Here is a 16,521-nt window from a genome sequence, read left to right on the forward strand (position 1 = left end):
TATGATTGTTGCTGGAACAGAATTTTTTCGCTCATTTAAAGAGCGAGAATACATAATTAAGAATCTTAAACAGAAATATAAACATGTGAAATTGTCGATTGCCGGGAATATGATTATTTTTCAGTATGATGATGGAGTAAAACAATGATACATAATTTAATTAAATAAATATAAAGAATATTATTGACAATTATCTTACTGTATTATAATATAAAGATACATTAAGAAACAAAGGGGAAGTGGTCAAATGTTATATCAGCAAATTCTAAATAAATTAGATGAAGAACGAGGATTGGCAGACCAATATTGTACAATTGCCGGTTATAAAAATGGCAACGCACTGAGAAAGAGCCTAAGAGAAAATAGAGAGTTTGGGAGCTTTCAAGGCTTGGTAAATTTAGTCCAAGAATTATTCCCCAATGATGAAAAGCAGCTAATGGCTGAATATGCTATGACACTTGATCCCAATAAGCAAACTGCAAGATACATGCTTGAGTATTGTGAATTAAATAAATTAACATATGCCAAAGAAAAACTATTGAACGATATGTTAAAGTGTAGCAATTCTCAAAGTAAGGAGTGGGCTAGTGTTTATTACATTGAACATAGGTTTTCGAAAGGTGAGATTAATCTTGATGATGCAATGCAGAAGTATGGAAAATTAGCAGTAAAACAACCAGAGACTATTGTAGCTAAAGAAATATATAAGGCTTACTGTTACAGTACTAGTCAAATATTTAACATGGTTTATCCAGTTTTAATCGGCGTTGAAAATTATTTTTCTGAAATTAGAGAAGAATATATAAAAAATAGCCTTATTGGAAGACATAGATTGTTAATTTCCGAGCATTACATTATGATAAATGAAATTGAAAAGGCAAGAGAATACTGCTTAAAATTGATTAATGAAATAGAATGTAAACATTTAAAATCTGTTGCTTATTTACAACTTGGGAATTCATACATAATCAGTAATTTTGACATGTCATATGACTATCTAAAAAAGGCTTTAAATCTGATTGAAAACTACAATATAAATGTAATAACAAATATAAAAAGGTCATTGAGTTTTCTACACAATGTTTGGAATAAAACTAATTCATATTTAGATTGTAGTAGCGAACATCCTTCTGATGTTCATGAAGTAGCCTTTTCCTTATTTAACAACGGGGAGAAAGGAAAGGCAATTAGTATATTAAATCAGCTTGATTTCAGCAAATTGTCTGACAATCAAAAGGCATTTCATTTGTATATATTGGGGAAAATAAGAGGAGATTTAAATGCATTTACAAATTCAATTATTTATTTTAAAAAATCAGGAGATGTGATGTTTAGGCAGTTGCCAATTATTGAACTGAAAAAATTCAATATTCCTGAAAGTGTTTTAAGGGCAATGACTTTTTAAGCTTGAAAGGAGGTGAACACAAATGAAAAAGTCATTGTTGAAAATCATTGCGATTGCAGTGGTAATAGGTGCAGTCGTTGGTTTTACCACGTCTCCAGCAAGCGAAAGTGTAGATCCCGGAACTGGAACTAAACCAAAGGCAATCTTATATTCAGAAAAAGCATAATTAAAATGCTATTGACTACTTAGATCATACATAATATAATGAATTAAATAAAAAACGTTTTAACAAAGTGCGTTGTCGATACTCATACTCGGCAGCGCATTTTCCAATTTAAAGACTTTGATCCGTTTTTTTAAAAAAATAAAATTTGTATCGAAGGGGTAAAATCATGAAGAAAAATTCTCAGCAAACATTAGAGTCTATCTATGTAGAAGTTTTAGAAAATGCTTCAGTTGATGACAACTGTGTATTCTGCTGGAAGGAACAGAATAATTGTGGATGTAACTCACATGGATATGTGGAAAGTGATGTGTTTATAAATTTAGATGAAGAAATTGAATATATGGGGTAAATGGAGAAGGGTAGAAACGTGCAATAGTTGTCGAGCGTTTCTACCTATTTTTTATCACTAAATAAATTAAATATATAGACAAAATTTTAAAAAGTGGTAAAATGATTTTAGATAGATAATTAAGTTAATGAGAGGAGGTTTAATTAATGATTATTGTAGAACTGGATAAGTATAGAATGAATAAACAATATGAAGATTATTATAAAGGATTATCATGTTCTGATGTTTTAAATAAAAAGAAATTAAATACATACGATAAAGAATTAGTTGCTGGTTATATGAAGCTACTAACAAGTCAGATTAAGACAAAGGAGGTGTAATGATGACCAAAATTGAAATTAAAGGAGAATTGATTACAAATGAAGAGTTAACAGACCAAGATCTTGTGATTAAATTTATGAAAGCGCTAAGAACAGAAAATTTGATGTTTAATGGGGCAAGTAAGCCAATAGAAGATATTAAGATTTATGAAAAAATACATAGAGAAAGTGGAAGTGAGCAATACAATGTTTAATAGTAACGATAGGCTGATTGAATTGTTGCAAATAGATAATATTAGTGAAATGGAACTGAGTGAATATGTAGAATTGTTAGAACTATTAGATGCAAGAAGAGAGAGGATATATGGTTTATTGTATTCAATAAAAAGTTAATTTTATATGAAAGTTAAAGGTGATAAAATGAAATATCCATACAAGAAAGGGCATTGTGTATTGTTAGGTGGATTTAGGTATGTAATTAAAGATATTAATGAAAATGCAGCATTTGTGATTCATATATCAGATCCAAATGGGCGAAGAGGTTCATGGATACTGAAATCAAAATTACCGATTCCTTTTGCCAAAATTAATATTTAAATAAAAATCTTGTTTTATATAGAAGGTGATTAGATGGATATAAAAATAAAGTTAAAAATGCACCGTGTATATCATTTGAGAAATGCCACTCATATTTTAGCTACGAAAAATTATGGGAGTATTCACAAAGATGATATTGTTGAAGTTCATAATTACTGTGGTATGGATTATGTTTGTGATATAGGCGCAGAACTAGAAAATGAAATATTGAATGAGATTGATGACAATATCTTACTAGAAATAACATATGGAGTAGTATAAAAGTCTCTATTCCGAATTGAGGTGATATTATGAACAGATTGATTAAATTTTTAAATATGAATCAACACAAGATTAGTCATTTTGAAGGAAATGAGAAGATGTTACTAATACACATGGCGAATGGTGATACTATCGAATTTTATAGTGAGAAAGGTATGGTTGTACATCATTATAAATATTGAGGTGATATTATGGAAGTAAGAAACTATTTAGAATCTTTAAGAACACGACAATTAATGGCATTACTCAATGATGCAAGAACGTGTGGATGGTGCTATGAGTATATTGATGGTGAAGAAGTGGTGATAGATCATTCTGAGATCAAGACAGTTCTAAACACTAGAGAACACATACCAAACAAACCCGAAGCAAAAGCTCTTAGAAGAGAAAGAGCAAAGCGTGAAAAATAATAAGCATGGAGGTAACGATATGATTTATTGGGAAAATGCAATAATTACACTTTCATTCTGCTTAGTGTTTTACATATGTATTAAAGGGCTTTCTGAAAGATATAAATATAAAACAAAAGCATCATCTCATCATGTATTTATAGATGATGATGCACATAATATAATACACGACTGTTATTATGATGTTTTTGGATTGACACCCAACAATATAGAAATAATAGAAATTTATAACTCACTTCCAAAGGAGAACAAATTATTAGCAGAACGATGGGGATGGAATGATACAGAAGTAAGAGAAGAAGTATATAGATTTATTAGAGATTTAATGGATAAAAGTCTAATGGAGGTGAATTAATTATGATTGACAAAATTATAGCATATAGAATATGAAGAAAATGTAAGACTTAAAAAAGAAATTTGAAAATAGATAAAACCTTTGTTTTTTTTAGAACTTACTTAAGTAGGTTCTATTTTTGTTTTGATTATAATTTATTTAATTAAATAAATAATGTTTACATTTTGGTTAATTGTGGTATAATATAATTAAATGGATAACGTATAGATGTGACAAGGAGGGATAATGATGCTCGCAGAAAATGTTGTAAAGATAGGACAAAATGAGATTTACGATCAGATTGAATTATTTTTAGAAAAAAAGAAAATGAAAAGTGGCAGTGAAAAAACAAAAGAAGCATACTATATAGATATTAGAGATTTTTTTAGATATTTGACAAAAGGACAAAAAGACTTAGGGTTCCTATCGATTGAAGATATCCAGTTAGGTTTAGATGACATAGTGAATTATCAATTATATTTAAAGCATCAAAAAGGACTAATAAATAAGAGTATCAATAGGAAACTTTCAACTATTTCGCAACTGTATGCTCGCTTTCAAATGCGTGGAATGGTTAAAGATTTATCGGCATTTGATGAAGCAGATCGTTTGAAAGAAGGAAAAAATCATCATGGCGTGTTAACAGTCAATGAAGTTTTTCAAATGGCTGATTTGGTGTTAAATCAAAAGCGTGGGAGGAAACGATTAACTAAGTATTACTTGTTACTTTTGGCTTTAGATAGCTGCTTAAGGAAATCGGCTCTGTTGAACTTAACATGGGATGACTTTTTGATAATTAACAATGATGAGGTTGAAATAAGAGCGATTGATAAAGGAAATGAAGAACGCAACTTGAGAATTTCAAGAGAATTTTATGAAGAGCTTCAACAATTAAAAAATGAGTCATCCACAAATAAAGTATTTAATATCAGTGAAACTTCTATCCAAGAAATGATGAATTATTTAAATAAAAAAATGAACTTTGAAAAAAAGAGGAATATTGTTTTTCATTCTATAAGAAAGTGCGGTGTGACCTTTCAATATCGAATATCTGGTGGAGATCTACTACATGCTAGAAAAGCATCAGGACATAAAAGTTTAGCCAATCTCCAACTATATCTAGGAGAGACAGATCTTAATGTTTTAGGTGCTGTGAGTTCAACAAAAAATAAGTTAGACGATGAATTGTTTATGAAAGTTTCTCATGAAGAACTGATAGAAGGAATAAAAAAACTAAATAAAGACCAAATACTTTTATTAAATATAAAATTAAATGAGATAAGAAGTAAACAATAAATTAATTTACACTAATAACTATATAATGTACAATTAATTTGAGGTGATTTTATGAAAAATAAGGAAAAGTTAGTTGAGCACCTGATAGATAATATACAGAAAATAAAGCGAGATAAAAGTGTAATTAGTGATATTAAACTTGAGTTAGCTAATAAATATGACATTTTAGCAGGAGATGTCCAAGAGTGGATCAATAAACCTGAAGATAAATTAAATGATTTGGACATAAGAGAATTATATTTATTTGCGGAACAAATTTATTTAAAAACAGGAAATGTTAAAGATTTATCTTTGGAATTGTATTTTACAGATATCGAGAAGGACATGGCAAGGAAATATGAAGCATCTTTATATAGTGAGAGATTAAGTTTTCCAATAACATTATCTGATGCAAGAGTTATTGAAGATGGTGTGTTCGCAGTTTTAATGGATATAAAAACAATTAATGAACTTGTGAATAATCAGTTGCTTATTTATGATTATGAAATTCAACGTGAAGCTGTGTTGGTAAAAGGGAAAGATGGTTCTATTCGCAAGAAGCCCAAAATTGTCAAAAAGAACGTTGATGAGATCACCGAACATCTTTTAAAAGGGACATTGTCTAAAACAGCTCCACCTTTAATATGGAATGCGCTACCTAGAAGTGGCAAAACAGGAGATGAACTTTATTTTGACCCCGCAAAGCAAGAATTGACTATTTTAGAAGGTACAGAGTTAGCAATTGGAGATGGATTCCACAGAATTAATGGTATCAAAAACGCTTTAATGAAGAATACCTCCATTGAGCGCAAACTGTTAGTATACATTAGTAATATGTCTAAAAAGCTATTTAGGGCAGAAATGGCTCAGTTGGCAAAAGCTACTCCCATATCTACAGTTCGTGTTCAAGAGTGGGAATCAAAAAGATATTCAGATAGCATTGTACAGCAGCTTAAGTTGGAAAGTGATCTGAAGGATAGAATTTCTCAAACTAATCGAATTAAAACAATAGCAAATGAATTGGTTTCTTATAACATTTTGGCAGACACGATAGATGAAGAATTTGACATTAGCAATCGTGCAGAATCATATGATGTTGGAGATTTTTTAGTTGAATACTTCAACGTACTAGTTGGTGCATACTCAGAAGATTTTTTAGATAATCCTTCAGAGTCTAGAAAGATTTCACTGTTGGTAGATAATAATATGTTTGTAGGGTATGTCACTTTGGCTGCACGCTTGTATAAGAAGGGGATTAAACCTAGAGAGGTTAGAAAGATAATAAGACAAATTGACTTTTCAAGAACTAATCCTCTATGGAGACAAATCGGAATAATAAACTCTGAAGGTAAAATTGAAAGAGATACAGTTAAAATTAGAAAAAATATAAAAAAATACTTTAAAGAGATAGATATAGAAAGCATGGTGAATTCATAAAATGAATAACATGTATAATATGGAGATTAAGGAAGAGTTTCTTAGGTCGCAATATAGTGAAGATACAGCTAAAATTGCAAGGTATGTTTTTTATTACTCATATCTAATAGAGAAAACATTGAATAAAGATGTTTTTGAATTTACTATTGATGAACTAGGATCTGTAATTGCTAATTCTAATCCAACGAGTATTGTTGTGGCAAGGTCAAGAGGAAGTATAATTTCACAATACTTAAATTGGGCTTATGATAATAACTATAGAGTTAGTAATATAAACCCATTACAGAACATTACAGATGACTGGTACTCCCAATTTATAGATAAAAATATTAAACAATTTATATCCATAAAAGAACTTAATGAAATTGTGTCAGGCTTAGTTAATTATCAAGATAAAATCATTCCAGTATTACTTTTTCATGGAGTATATGGTACACAAAGTTCGGAAATACGTAATTTAAAATTAAGCGATATTCAAGCAGATGGTACTACAGTAAGACTCTATGATGATAGAAAAGGTGAGCGGTTTATTACCTTAGATAAAGAAGTAATTGAAATGTTAATACAAGCTGCGAATGAATCTTCTTATTATCATAAAAATGGACTAACAGCTATTTCAAGATGGGCACAATCTGACTTACTTGAAAGTGACTATATAGTAAAAATGGCTAAAAAAGGTAGGGGTTCAGAGGGTAAAAGAGTGTCGCAAACAATCATCATCAAAAGAGTTGATTTAATTGCAGAATATTTTGGTATGCCTGATTTGACTCCAAAAAGTATTAATCGTTCTGGTATGTTATATTATGCAAGTAAACTTATTGGAGTCAAAGAGAAGTTATCACAACAAGATTTTAATGTGATAGGAGATAGATTTAATTTGACAAAGATGGAGAGTAATGGTCACATATATTATAATTCAACTTACTTGAGCAGTTATATTAACAAAGAGAATATTGATAGACTATATGGCACTAATTAGTAAAACTTAACCCTTAGATGGGTTAAGTTAATACATATAAATAAATTAAATTCATATTAATAAAAAAGGAATATGTATGCTGTTTTCAGTATTAACAATAATGTAGCAATTGTTACCAAGATGTTAATATTGACAAGAACATGATATATTCGACAAAAATAGACAAAGACAAATGTAAATTATTGTAGTAAAATGGAATTACTAAATCTAAGTTAACTACTTGGTTAACCTAAAACTAGGGAGATAGGATGAATCCTGACCCCCTAGCCTACTACTTATATATTCCATTTATACAGATCATCGATATGGCAATCCAACTTTGAAGCGATCAGTCTTGATGTAGGTAAACTCATTAACTTTTTCTGGTTTTTGTAAGCACTTAACTGGTGCTTAGAGATGCCAGTTTTGTCTGCCAAATCGTTTAGAGACATACGCTTCTCATCTAAAATATTTTGTAGTAGGCATTTTCCGACATAAGGATGTAACATCGGACAGCCTCCTATTCACTTGTACAGTATAATATTAGCAATTCTTTCCACCCAATTGCAATGTTTTTTTCTTTTAGGAAGAAAGTTGAAAAATTAGGAAGATAGGATTATAATTAAAAATAGGAACGTAAGTTCGTATTTTAGGGGGGTGAAAAAAATGTAATAGGGAAATTATATATAATGCCATCTATGGGATAGAGATAAAGAATAGAGAAAAATAACAAAAAAACAGAATGGGGGAAGCATTGTTTGAAGACATTACTGTATGGCACACTATCCTTGGTAATTTCAAAATTAACCAAATTAACATTCGAAGAAGCAAAACTCCTATTTAGTGATGAAAATATTAAAACTGTTAATCTAGTATTTGAATTGATGGATAATAGCATACATAGTTTTGAGGTCAAGGATCACTTTATGGAGTGGGAAGAAGAAAATGAAAATGTTGAAGAATAAAAAATCACTTAGCTGGAACTAAGTGATCAAATTTTTAAACTGATTAGTTTATCTCTTGAATAGTCTATTATATTCACAAAATAAAATCAAGTTGTTGAATATAATATTATATAGATATTTTACACTATTTTACTATTTTCAGTCATCACAAATCCAAAAGGATTAAGATGACTTTTCTTTTTAAAGGAGTAATTCATTAATAAATTATGCTTGACATTATTTTATTAATGAATTAAATTAATATTATAAAGACGGAAAGGTGAGAGAAGGTTGTTAGCAAGAGAGTACATAGAGAAAGCTTTATATAGTTGCCAACGTGCATTAAAGGACTTAAAGAACGATGATATTAGAAAAACGCTGGGAGATTTGGATTTTGTAGAAGATAGAGTCAAAGCAGCTAAAATTCTACTAAGGTTAGAATTAAAAGAAAGGGAGGGAAGTATGAAAAATGGTTAAGCTAAGAAAATTAGTTAAAAAAATATTACACATTAAAATTATTGGGATCGCATAATTTTGTAATTAAATTAATAATTGAAAGGAGATATAAAATATGAAATTGAAAATTAAAAAAATCACTGGGAATGATTTATCTGTTGATTTTGAATGCACTTGCCCTAACGAAAAATTCAAAGGAACTCCAATTGAAGATATTATGAAGACAAGAATTTATTTATCTGGATATAATGATGATTATTTTTTTGATAAAGTCAATGCTGAACCAAGATTAATTCGATGTAAATGTGGCAAGGAGTACACTCAACAATGGTTTAGAGATGGGCGAGTTATAATTAATCAATTAAATTAATATTACTTTAAAGGAGTTGTAAAGATGAATGACCTAAAAAAGTTGCGAAATCAGCTATTAGACATTCTGAGCCTACACGAGAATAAGGAGTTGGTTATAGTTTGTGTAGGCTCAGATCGCTCTACCGGAGATTCACTTGCTCCACTAGTGGGAAAGTTCTTAAAAGAGGTCAATTTAAAACGATTCATTGTGTATGGAACACTGGAAGATCCTATACATGCTGAAAACTTAGAGGAAAAAATGAATAGTATAAATGTAAAACATAAAGATGCATACATAATAGGAATTGATGCTTGTTTAGGAAGACTTTCTTCAGTGGGAAGAATAGATGTAAGAAATACTCCTTTGCAAGCTGGTGCAGGGGTTGGTAAAAATCTTCCACCAGTAGGAGAAAGTTCAATAGTGGGCATAGTGAATATTAGTGGATTCATGGAATTCTATGTATTACAGAGTACTAGGTTAAGCCTAGTAATGAGTATGGCTAATGAAATTGTTGAATTAGTAAAATCAGTTGATGAATATCTGTCTGAAGGAGTAGCAGAAATAAAAAAAGCAATGGAGCACAAAAAAAAGAAATATTTTTATATAAGCAAAGGACGCTTTAGAAAATGGCTAGGATTAGTTTAAAAGTTGAGTTTTATTTTGAAAATTAGCAGAAAAAGGAGAGAAATGAATGAAAAACATGTATTCGGTGAAAATGGAATATGATTTGTTTGAAGAAACTTATAGGACTGAAATGTTTAATCATTTGGATGAAGTATTCAATTCTGGCATTAGAGAGAATGGGAATACTAAACTTAGAAATAAGAGTGACATATTAACTGATAATCAAATTCAAATCATAATTGATTTACTACATGAGGATTATCACGATCTCGGAATGACTATTACAATTTATAGAAATAGAATTCAATTATATAAAGATTGGCTCAATCCTATTAAGTTTTATATTAGTAAACACGATATGAAGCTAAGTATTAAGGGGGATATTAGTGGTAATCACTTGGAAGGAATTATTTCTATTTTTCCATTCAACTACAATAAAAAACTATCGAATTATGATAAACAATTGGGTGTTATATATTCTTTGTTGCATGAAATAAGACACGCTTACCAGAGAATTCACAAGAAACATAAATATTACGATAATAAAAGAAAATATATAACTGCCAACAAAAATGGTTACCATTCCCAATGGGTTGAAAAGGATGCTAATAAATTTGCAACCAGATTTATGAATAGATACAAAGACAAGATCAATGGAATATTAAATCAGGATGTTAATTGGTATTGTATTTGGGGAAATTTTTATCGAGTAAAATAATTAAAATAAAAAGATTATCTTATAGGAGGGGTGAAAGTGAAAGGTATTGTTACTGAAAATTGTTGTTTGATACTCAATGATTATGATTATAGAAAAGGAGACATAGTTGAAATTACTGAATTAAATGAATTCAAAGACCATTATGCTATTTATTACGAAGATAAACTGGATTGGATACCTAAAAAGAAGGTAAAACTATTAGTTAAAAGATAAGATTGATAGGGAAAGGAGGTTTAACTATTGCATGTAAATACTATTCGTGGAGATTATATGTATGCGAATTATTCATACAATGGAACATGTCCTCCAGACTTATCAGAAAAGGACTTAGCGATATACCTTGATGGAGGTAATTTATGCTTTGGCGGCAGGTGCTCAATTAATTCCAGTGGAGAGTTCACCTGTGTTGTGTACACAGATTAAGAGGAGGATGAAGAAAATGAAAGTCTATACAAACTTAATGAAGCATAACGATGTTCCAATGGAGGCATGGAGTCTTTATGCAGATGTGACATGTCAAGACTGTGAAAAAGTTCAGACTTTAGCGAACTATAGAAGCAATAGTTCCTGTTGTGTGAAATGTGGAAGTAAAATAAATGTCTAAGAAGGAGGAAAATGTGCTGTATGTTAACTGATTATATTTTAGATGCTCCAATCAGTAATTTTATTAAAATTAGACAACTTGACAAATATATGATTGGTCACAATGGATACATAGCTGGGGGAGCATTTAAAAACATATTTAACAATGAAAAGATCAAAGATGTGGATATCTTCTTTGAGAATGAAAAGGACTACATAGTTGCCAATGATTATTTTCATCCAATGAGAAATATTTAAAAGTTTATGAAAATGATAAAGTAAGAGCGTTTAAGGATGTAGAAACAGAAGTGACTATTGAGTTGATTAAACACAAATTTAAGAGTCCATTAGATATGATTGATGAATTTGACTTTACAATCACTAAGTTTGTTTATTACAAGGAAATCGGAGATGGTAACGAAGATGAAGTAGGTGATATTGAGTGGAAAATAGGATATCATAAGCAATTTTTTGAGCACTTACATATGAAAAGATTAGTCGTTGATCAGCCACTAGAAGAAATCATTTTGCCTGTGAATACATTTAATCGAATGTTTAGGTATGCAAAATACGGATACTTCCCATGTAGAGAGACAAAGGCAAAAATTATCGAATCATTACGGTTATTGCCTGCATTTTCAGATGAGCTTTTGTCTAGAGAATTATATAATGGATTGGATTAATTTAAGGAGGAATAATATTGGATTTACAATTTGAGAAAAAGAAACTGTACGATTATTTAGGAGAAGATTTAGTCGATGCTTTAAAACATTTTAAAGTTTACATCGCTGGTGGAACAATCACTAGCTTATTTACAAATAATGAAATTAACGATATAGACATTTACTTTAGAGATGAAGATTCAATTATTAATTTCCTGAGAGAAATTTGGGAGAATGGTAGATATGTAGTTTCTAACACCAAGAAAGCAACGCAAATTTTATATGAGAATATTAACATTCAAACGATCCATTTTAATTATTTTGACAGTCCAAAAGAAATCTTTGACACGTTCGATTTTACCGTATGCATGGGAGCGTTTGATTTCGCCACTGAACAATTCGTATTTCATCCAGACTTCCTCAAACATAATTCGCAGCGTATTTTAAAATTCAACTCAGAAACAGCTTTTCCAATCGTGTCATTACTTAGAGTACAAAAATATGAGAATAAGGGCTATAAGATTTCTAAACCTGAATTCATTCGAATTGCACTCACTTGTATGGATTTAGACATTAATACATATGACGAATTAAAAGAACAACTAGGTGGCATGTATGGTGTGAACCTAGACAAGTTATTCGAAGATGTGGAGGAAGAAGAGTTTAACTTACCGGATGCAATCGATAAGATCGCTAATATCACATTAAACGATGACTACTTTGTGAAACCAACACCAGTTGAATTCAATGACTTAGATGATATTTTAGATACAATTTCTAAGAAACCCAAAAAATATTTAAATATTAATGAGAAGCATTATGTGATTGATTACAATGGTCTACTTAAAGAAATCTATCATGTACCGGAATATAAGGAAGATGTTAATATTGTTGAGTTCTTCAAGGAAAATAAATTCTACAAATTCGTTAAGAAGGTTGGAGAAAAGTATTTTAGTTTCTATGATAACGAGTTTGAATACATAATTGGTGAAGAAATTGCTGCTAAATTTGCAAACGGATATGGAAAAGGAAATGGACAACTTTATCTCTTTGAGAAGAATCAATTTAATTCTCAGTATCAGCACAATAGAGATTCCGTACTCATTGAAGTAGAAGTGAAACCAGAAGACTTTATTGATGCTGATGAAGGTGATGTGGAGGCAAAGAAAGTTACAGTGATTAGAGAAGTTCCTAAAGATGAGTGGATCAAGTGGGAAAGTGAGTCAGAGAAGTTTTAGAGTTTAATTAAGAATTAAAATAATACAATAGTGGAGGAATATAAATGAATAAACCAGAAGCGAAACATGTAACGTTTTATAGAAATGAAGGTAGTTATAATTGGTTGAATCCGAAAGAGAAATCTGCACAGTATGTATTTACGTTTCCTCAATTGACAAGTGATGAAATAAAAGAGATGGGATTAATTCGAAGTTATCTTGTTGATTTAGAGAAGGACTATAGTTATGAGCCAGACTCATATACAGCACTTGAAGCAGCTTATGAAATTAAATCAATCTATGAAAGTTACTGGATTCATTCGGGATTAAAAGACATTGAAAAATTAGTTGAATACTTAAAATCGATTGAGGAAGAACAAGAAGAATTAAGGCACCGATATGCAATAGAAAATGCCAAGTATCAAATCTACTATTGGCAACAAGAGTTAGAGAAATTACAAGGGTAATAAAATGAGACTTTTATTTGAAATTAAATTAATAGATTAGGAGAGATTAAATGGGGAAAGAATTACTTGGTAGTTTAGAACTTAATAGAATTTATCTGATTGATGCAATAGAAGGAATGAAGTTAATTCCTGATGAAAGCATTGATATGGTTTTATGCGATCTGCCATATGGAACAACGGCTTGTAGTTGGGATAGTATCATTCCACTTGATAAATTATGGGAGCAATACGAGAGGATAATTAAAACAAAAGGAGCAATAGTTCTGTTTGGGAGTGAACCTTTTAGCAGTTCATTAAGAATGAGTAAATTAGATTTATATAAGTATGATTGGATATGGGAAAAGGGTAGGGCTTCGGGTTTTGTTCACGCTAAAAATAAACCTCTGAAAGCACATGAAACAATTTCAATATTCTCTAAAGGAACGACTGTTCATGCTAGTCAATCCAAGAATAGAATGCATTATTTTCCTCAAATGGAAGAGGGGAAACCTTATAAGAAAACAATTACACAAGTTAATACTGGCAAATTAAATCACGAACCATCCAAGTCAAATCAGGAATTTGTCGGTACAGTTAATGAAAACAAAGGCACTAGATACCCTAGAAGTGTTTTGAAATATTCGATGCACAATGTAGGAAATATACATCCTACACAGAAACCTGTAGAACTATGTGAATATTTAATTAGAACATACACTGAAGAAGGTAATGTCGTACTTGATAACTGTATGGGATCTGGAACTACTGCTGTTGCTGCTATTCTAAGTAATCGTAAATGGATAGGGTTTGAAACAGAGCGAGAGTATTATGAATTAGCAAACAAACGACTAGAAAGTATAGAATTAGACGCTGATTTAAGTAAGTTATAGAAAATAAATTAATATACATAAAACTGTGTCATGCAAAGAACGATTTATACATATTTTAATGTAATTTTACACTTTTGTAATACAATAACGAACAAAAATTATCATAAAAGCTGTATTTTATTATAAATTAATTTAATGACGGAGGTTGAAAATTGAGTAAAGAATTATTAGGAGAATTAGAGTTAAATAGAATTTATCAACGTGACGTAATAGAAGGGCTGAAAATGATTCCTGATAATAGTGCAACGCTTGTAATTGCAGATCCTCCTTACTACAAAATAGTAAAGGAAAATTGGGATAATCAATGGGAAAGTGAAAGCGAATATTATGAATGGTGCAGGCAATGGATTAGAGAATCAAAACGCATACTTAAACAAGACGGTGCATTATACATATGGAATTGGTTCGACAATATTTGTTCTTTAGGACACATTGCAAAAGCAGAAGGGTTTACTATTAGAAACCTAATTACATGGAATAGAGGTGGAGGTAGAGAAAGAAATAATTGGTGTAGTAAAAAAGAGGAGTTACTATATCTTACATTATCTGACACACCTTTGTTCAATTTAGAAGAAGTATTATTGCCAGCAGATCATCCTGCTAGAAAAATGAGTAAACAAGCATGGGAACGTGGCAGATACGAACGCAAAGGAAGAAAAAACTATAATGAAGAAGCAGTAAATCCTTCTAATGTTTGGTATGACTCGTTAGTCGCTTCCAATTCTAAAGAGAAAGTTAATCATCCAACTCAGAAGCCACTGAGTATATGCGAAAGAATAGTTTTAGCTAGTAGTAATGCTGAGGATTTAGTAGTTATTCCTTTTTGTGGTAGTGGATCGGAGTGTGTAGCAAGTTTAAAGAATAATAGAAAATTTATTTCATTTGAATTAGAGCATGAATACATTGAAATAGCCAATATGAGATTAGATAGCATTGAATTAAATTAATATACATAATTTCGTTATTTATAAAGTACAAAACTATTAAAATATAGTGTAAAATTACACTAATATACCTACATAAAGAACAAATATTACCATAAAATTTAGTTTATATTTAGAAGTTAGGAGTGTGAACTTAATGCAATTGACTAGCCTTATATATTCCATGTACGAGAAATCGTTTAATAAGCCTATATTTGCTGATTGTGTTTTAATTAATGATGACGTTATTGTCAAAGGAGATGTTTTATTAAAGATGGACTCTAACAATTTGGAGTTATTTATCAAAGAATTCTTTTATAAAAACATGGCGAAAGTTTCAGGAAAGACCTCACAATATACAATAGAGATTAAAAATGATTCTTTGCCACTTAATTTTTATTGTGAAATTACAAATTTTCCAAATGATGATCGTAATGTTAAGTTTAAAAATAAAGACGTTGCAGTAAAATTGCATAAAGTCACATTAGACAGTGATTTTTCATTTACTTTAGGTAATCAAGATTCAAGGGTAAAATGTGATATTATACCAATGTGCGACTCCAAGCATGGTGAAATAGGGGAAGTAATTGTTTTATAAGAGGCAAATACGTTAATGGAATACATCCATTATTTTAATGTAAAAGGAGACAAGATAAATGGATATTAAAAATACTCAGAGTGATTGTCTTTATTGCAGATCAAAGAATCCAAAAACATTAATTGCATGTAAAGCCCCTTATATTTCTGCATGGGTTAAGATATTTGTAAACGAAGAGGATGTAAGGTTGGGTTTGAGTGCAAGAGGGGATAGTAATGCGGGTAATTCAGTGAAAATAAACTACTGTCCTATTTGCGGAAGGAGATTCAGCAATGAACAATAATATTATCATCATAAACATTGACATGTTTAAATTAAGAAAACTATTAACTAATGAAGATTATAGACAAAAAGAAGTGATGAAAAGAAAGCAGTATTTATATGATTACGACTATAAAAGGTTTTTGGAGAGAAGTGAGTCAACAGGTAATGAATAAAGAAAGACTTAAAGACTATATATCATATTTAAAATCCAATCCAGACGCATATGTTGAAATGGTGACTGGTAGGAAGTTACTACTATGGCAGAGATTGATTGTTAAGGTGATGAGTAAAATGGATATAAAGAAAGATAGAGGTTATATAGAATTTAAAAATGGCAGTATCATATATTGCTCGTCTAGCAAGAATAATGTACGAAGTAGAAGGTGTGAGGTG

At 30.3% G+C, this 16,521-nt stretch carries 30 protein-coding genes; 29 read left to right on the top strand and 1 reads right to left on the bottom strand.

Annotated elements, in window-relative coordinates:
- Window position 1: 1 nt before the first annotated feature.
- From FCJ93_RS24890 to FCJ93_RS08045, 13 genes are all read left to right on the top strand, one after another.
- Complete coding sequence (locus FCJ93_RS24890) at window positions 2-148, top strand: hypothetical protein (RefSeq protein WP_170211249.1); 147 nt, start codon at window positions 2-4, stop codon at window positions 146-148.
- 99 nt (window positions 149-247) lie between these two features.
- Window positions 248-1,405 (top strand): AimR family lysis-lysogeny pheromone receptor, encoded by a 1,158-nt coding sequence (locus FCJ93_RS08005; RefSeq protein WP_137743346.1) that lies wholly within the window; start codon window positions 248-250, stop codon window positions 1,403-1,405.
- 22 nt (window positions 1,406-1,427) lie between these two features.
- Window positions 1,428-1,571, top strand: a complete 144-nt coding sequence (locus FCJ93_RS24895; protein WP_170211250.1) for a hypothetical protein — start codon at window positions 1,428-1,430, stop codon at window positions 1,569-1,571.
- A gap of 166 nt (window positions 1,572-1,737) precedes the next feature.
- On the top strand, window positions 1,738-1,920 hold the full coding sequence (locus tag FCJ93_RS08010) for a hypothetical protein (protein WP_137743347.1): 183 nt from the start codon (window positions 1,738-1,740) through the stop codon (window positions 1,918-1,920).
- Window positions 1,921-2,066: 146 nt separating this feature from the next.
- The gene (locus FCJ93_RS24900) at window positions 2,067-2,240 is read left to right on the top strand and encodes a hypothetical protein (protein WP_170211251.1); all 174 of its coding nucleotides are present in this window, start codon (window positions 2,067-2,069) and stop codon (window positions 2,238-2,240) included.
- A 2-nt stretch (window positions 2,241-2,242) separates the two neighbouring features.
- Window positions 2,243-2,434 carry a hypothetical protein gene (locus FCJ93_RS08015; RefSeq protein ID WP_137743348.1) on the top strand — a complete coding sequence of 64 codons (192 nt, stop codon included), beginning with the start codon at window positions 2,243-2,245 and terminating at the stop codon, window positions 2,432-2,434.
- 166 nt (window positions 2,435-2,600) lie between these two features.
- Window positions 2,601-2,777 (top strand): hypothetical protein, encoded by a 177-nt coding sequence (locus FCJ93_RS24905; protein ID WP_170211252.1) that lies wholly within the window; start codon window positions 2,601-2,603, stop codon window positions 2,775-2,777.
- 33 nt (window positions 2,778-2,810) lie between these two features.
- Entirely contained in the window at window positions 2,811-3,038 is a 228-nt protein-coding gene (locus tag FCJ93_RS08020; protein WP_137743349.1) for a hypothetical protein, read from the top strand.
- A 191-nt stretch (window positions 3,039-3,229) separates the two neighbouring features.
- A complete protein-coding gene (locus FCJ93_RS08025) occupies window positions 3,230-3,448 on the top strand; it encodes a hypothetical protein (RefSeq protein WP_137743350.1) in 219 nt (72 codons plus the stop codon).
- 19 nt (window positions 3,449-3,467) lie between these two features.
- Window positions 3,468-3,803, top strand: a complete 336-nt coding sequence (locus tag FCJ93_RS25235; protein ID WP_211344096.1) for a hypothetical protein — start codon at window positions 3,468-3,470, stop codon at window positions 3,801-3,803.
- Window positions 3,804-4,031: 228 nt separating this feature from the next.
- Window positions 4,032-5,078, top strand: a complete 1,047-nt coding sequence (locus FCJ93_RS08035) for a tyrosine-type recombinase/integrase (RefSeq protein ID WP_170211253.1) — start codon at window positions 4,032-4,034, stop codon at window positions 5,076-5,078.
- Between the two features lie 51 nt (window positions 5,079-5,129).
- Complete coding sequence (locus FCJ93_RS08040) at window positions 5,130-6,494, top strand: DNA sulfur modification protein DndB (protein ID WP_137743352.1); 1,365 nt, start codon at window positions 5,130-5,132, stop codon at window positions 6,492-6,494.
- 1 nt (window position 6,495) lies between these two features.
- Window positions 6,496-7,473: a tyrosine-type recombinase/integrase gene (locus FCJ93_RS08045; protein WP_137743353.1), complete on the top strand. Its 978-nt coding sequence runs from the start codon at window positions 6,496-6,498 to the stop codon at window positions 7,471-7,473.
- Between the two features lie 275 nt (window positions 7,474-7,748).
- Here the strand turns inward: FCJ93_RS08045 and FCJ93_RS08050 are convergent, their stop codons facing one another.
- Complete coding sequence (locus FCJ93_RS08050) at window positions 7,749-7,961, bottom strand: helix-turn-helix domain-containing protein (protein ID WP_137743354.1); 213 nt, start codon at window positions 7,959-7,961, stop codon at window positions 7,749-7,751.
- 249 nt (window positions 7,962-8,210) lie between these two features.
- Here FCJ93_RS08050 and FCJ93_RS08055 point away from each other — a divergent pair, with 249 nt between their 5' ends.
- The 16 genes from FCJ93_RS08055 to FCJ93_RS24920 all read left to right on the top strand — a co-directional run bounded on the left by FCJ93_RS08055 (window position 8,211) and on the right by FCJ93_RS24920 (window position 16,301).
- On the top strand, window positions 8,211-8,417 hold the full coding sequence (locus tag FCJ93_RS08055) for a hypothetical protein (protein ID WP_137743355.1): 207 nt from the start codon (window positions 8,211-8,213) through the stop codon (window positions 8,415-8,417).
- Window positions 8,418-8,687: 270 nt separating this feature from the next.
- Window positions 8,688-8,873, top strand: coding sequence for a hypothetical protein (locus FCJ93_RS08060; protein WP_137743356.1), 186 nt, complete (start codon window positions 8,688-8,690; stop codon window positions 8,871-8,873).
- A 94-nt stretch (window positions 8,874-8,967) separates the two neighbouring features.
- A complete protein-coding gene (locus FCJ93_RS08065) occupies window positions 8,968-9,222 on the top strand; it encodes a hypothetical protein (RefSeq protein ID WP_137743357.1) in 255 nt (84 codons plus the stop codon).
- A gap of 24 nt (window positions 9,223-9,246) precedes the next feature.
- Entirely contained in the window at window positions 9,247-9,849 is a 603-nt protein-coding gene (yyaC, locus tag FCJ93_RS08070) for a spore protease YyaC (protein ID WP_137743358.1), read from the top strand.
- Between the two features lie 46 nt (window positions 9,850-9,895).
- A complete protein-coding gene (locus FCJ93_RS08075) occupies window positions 9,896-10,546 on the top strand; it encodes a DUF3920 family protein (RefSeq protein WP_137743359.1) in 651 nt (216 codons plus the stop codon).
- Between the two features lie 36 nt (window positions 10,547-10,582).
- On the top strand, window positions 10,583-10,759 hold the full coding sequence (locus FCJ93_RS24910; protein ID WP_170211254.1) for a hypothetical protein: 177 nt from the start codon (window positions 10,583-10,585) through the stop codon (window positions 10,757-10,759).
- A 226-nt stretch (window positions 10,760-10,985) separates the two neighbouring features.
- The gene (locus tag FCJ93_RS24915) at window positions 10,986-11,150 is read left to right on the top strand and encodes a hypothetical protein (protein WP_170211255.1); all 165 of its coding nucleotides are present in this window, start codon (window positions 10,986-10,988) and stop codon (window positions 11,148-11,150) included.
- A 20-nt stretch (window positions 11,151-11,170) separates the two neighbouring features.
- Window positions 11,171-11,386 (top strand): hypothetical protein, encoded by a 216-nt coding sequence (locus FCJ93_RS08080; protein WP_137743360.1) that lies wholly within the window; start codon window positions 11,171-11,173, stop codon window positions 11,384-11,386.
- 50 nt (window positions 11,387-11,436) lie between these two features.
- Window positions 11,437-11,811: a hypothetical protein gene (locus FCJ93_RS08085; protein ID WP_137743361.1), complete on the top strand. Its 375-nt coding sequence runs from the start codon at window positions 11,437-11,439 to the stop codon at window positions 11,809-11,811.
- A 17-nt stretch (window positions 11,812-11,828) separates the two neighbouring features.
- Window positions 11,829-13,028, top strand: a complete 1,200-nt coding sequence (locus FCJ93_RS08090; RefSeq protein WP_137743362.1) for a hypothetical protein — start codon at window positions 11,829-11,831, stop codon at window positions 13,026-13,028.
- 44 nt (window positions 13,029-13,072) lie between these two features.
- Window positions 13,073-13,474 (top strand): hypothetical protein, encoded by a 402-nt coding sequence (locus FCJ93_RS08095; protein WP_137743363.1) that lies wholly within the window; start codon window positions 13,073-13,075, stop codon window positions 13,472-13,474.
- Window positions 13,475-13,524: 50 nt separating this feature from the next.
- Window positions 13,525-14,343: a DNA-methyltransferase gene (locus FCJ93_RS08100; RefSeq protein WP_137743364.1), complete on the top strand. Its 819-nt coding sequence runs from the start codon at window positions 13,525-13,527 to the stop codon at window positions 14,341-14,343.
- A gap of 152 nt (window positions 14,344-14,495) precedes the next feature.
- Window positions 14,496-15,290, top strand: a complete 795-nt coding sequence (locus FCJ93_RS08105; RefSeq protein WP_137743365.1) for a DNA-methyltransferase — start codon at window positions 14,496-14,498, stop codon at window positions 15,288-15,290.
- A 133-nt stretch (window positions 15,291-15,423) separates the two neighbouring features.
- The gene (locus FCJ93_RS08110) at window positions 15,424-15,864 is read left to right on the top strand and encodes a hypothetical protein (protein ID WP_137743366.1); all 441 of its coding nucleotides are present in this window, start codon (window positions 15,424-15,426) and stop codon (window positions 15,862-15,864) included.
- A 58-nt stretch (window positions 15,865-15,922) separates the two neighbouring features.
- The gene (locus FCJ93_RS08115; RefSeq protein ID WP_137743367.1) at window positions 15,923-16,147 is read left to right on the top strand and encodes a hypothetical protein; all 225 of its coding nucleotides are present in this window, start codon (window positions 15,923-15,925) and stop codon (window positions 16,145-16,147) included.
- Window positions 16,137-16,301, top strand: a complete 165-nt coding sequence (locus FCJ93_RS24920; RefSeq protein ID WP_170211256.1) for a hypothetical protein — start codon at window positions 16,137-16,139, stop codon at window positions 16,299-16,301. The genes FCJ93_RS08115 and FCJ93_RS24920 overlap by 11 nt, the downstream gene beginning before the upstream one ends.
- The last annotated feature ends 220 nt before the right edge of the window (window positions 16,302-16,521 follow it).

Source organism: Robertmurraya siralis (genome assembly GCF_005502275.1).
GTDB classification, from domain to species: domain Bacteria; phylum Bacillota; class Bacilli; order Bacillales; family Cytobacillaceae; genus Robertmurraya; species Robertmurraya siralis.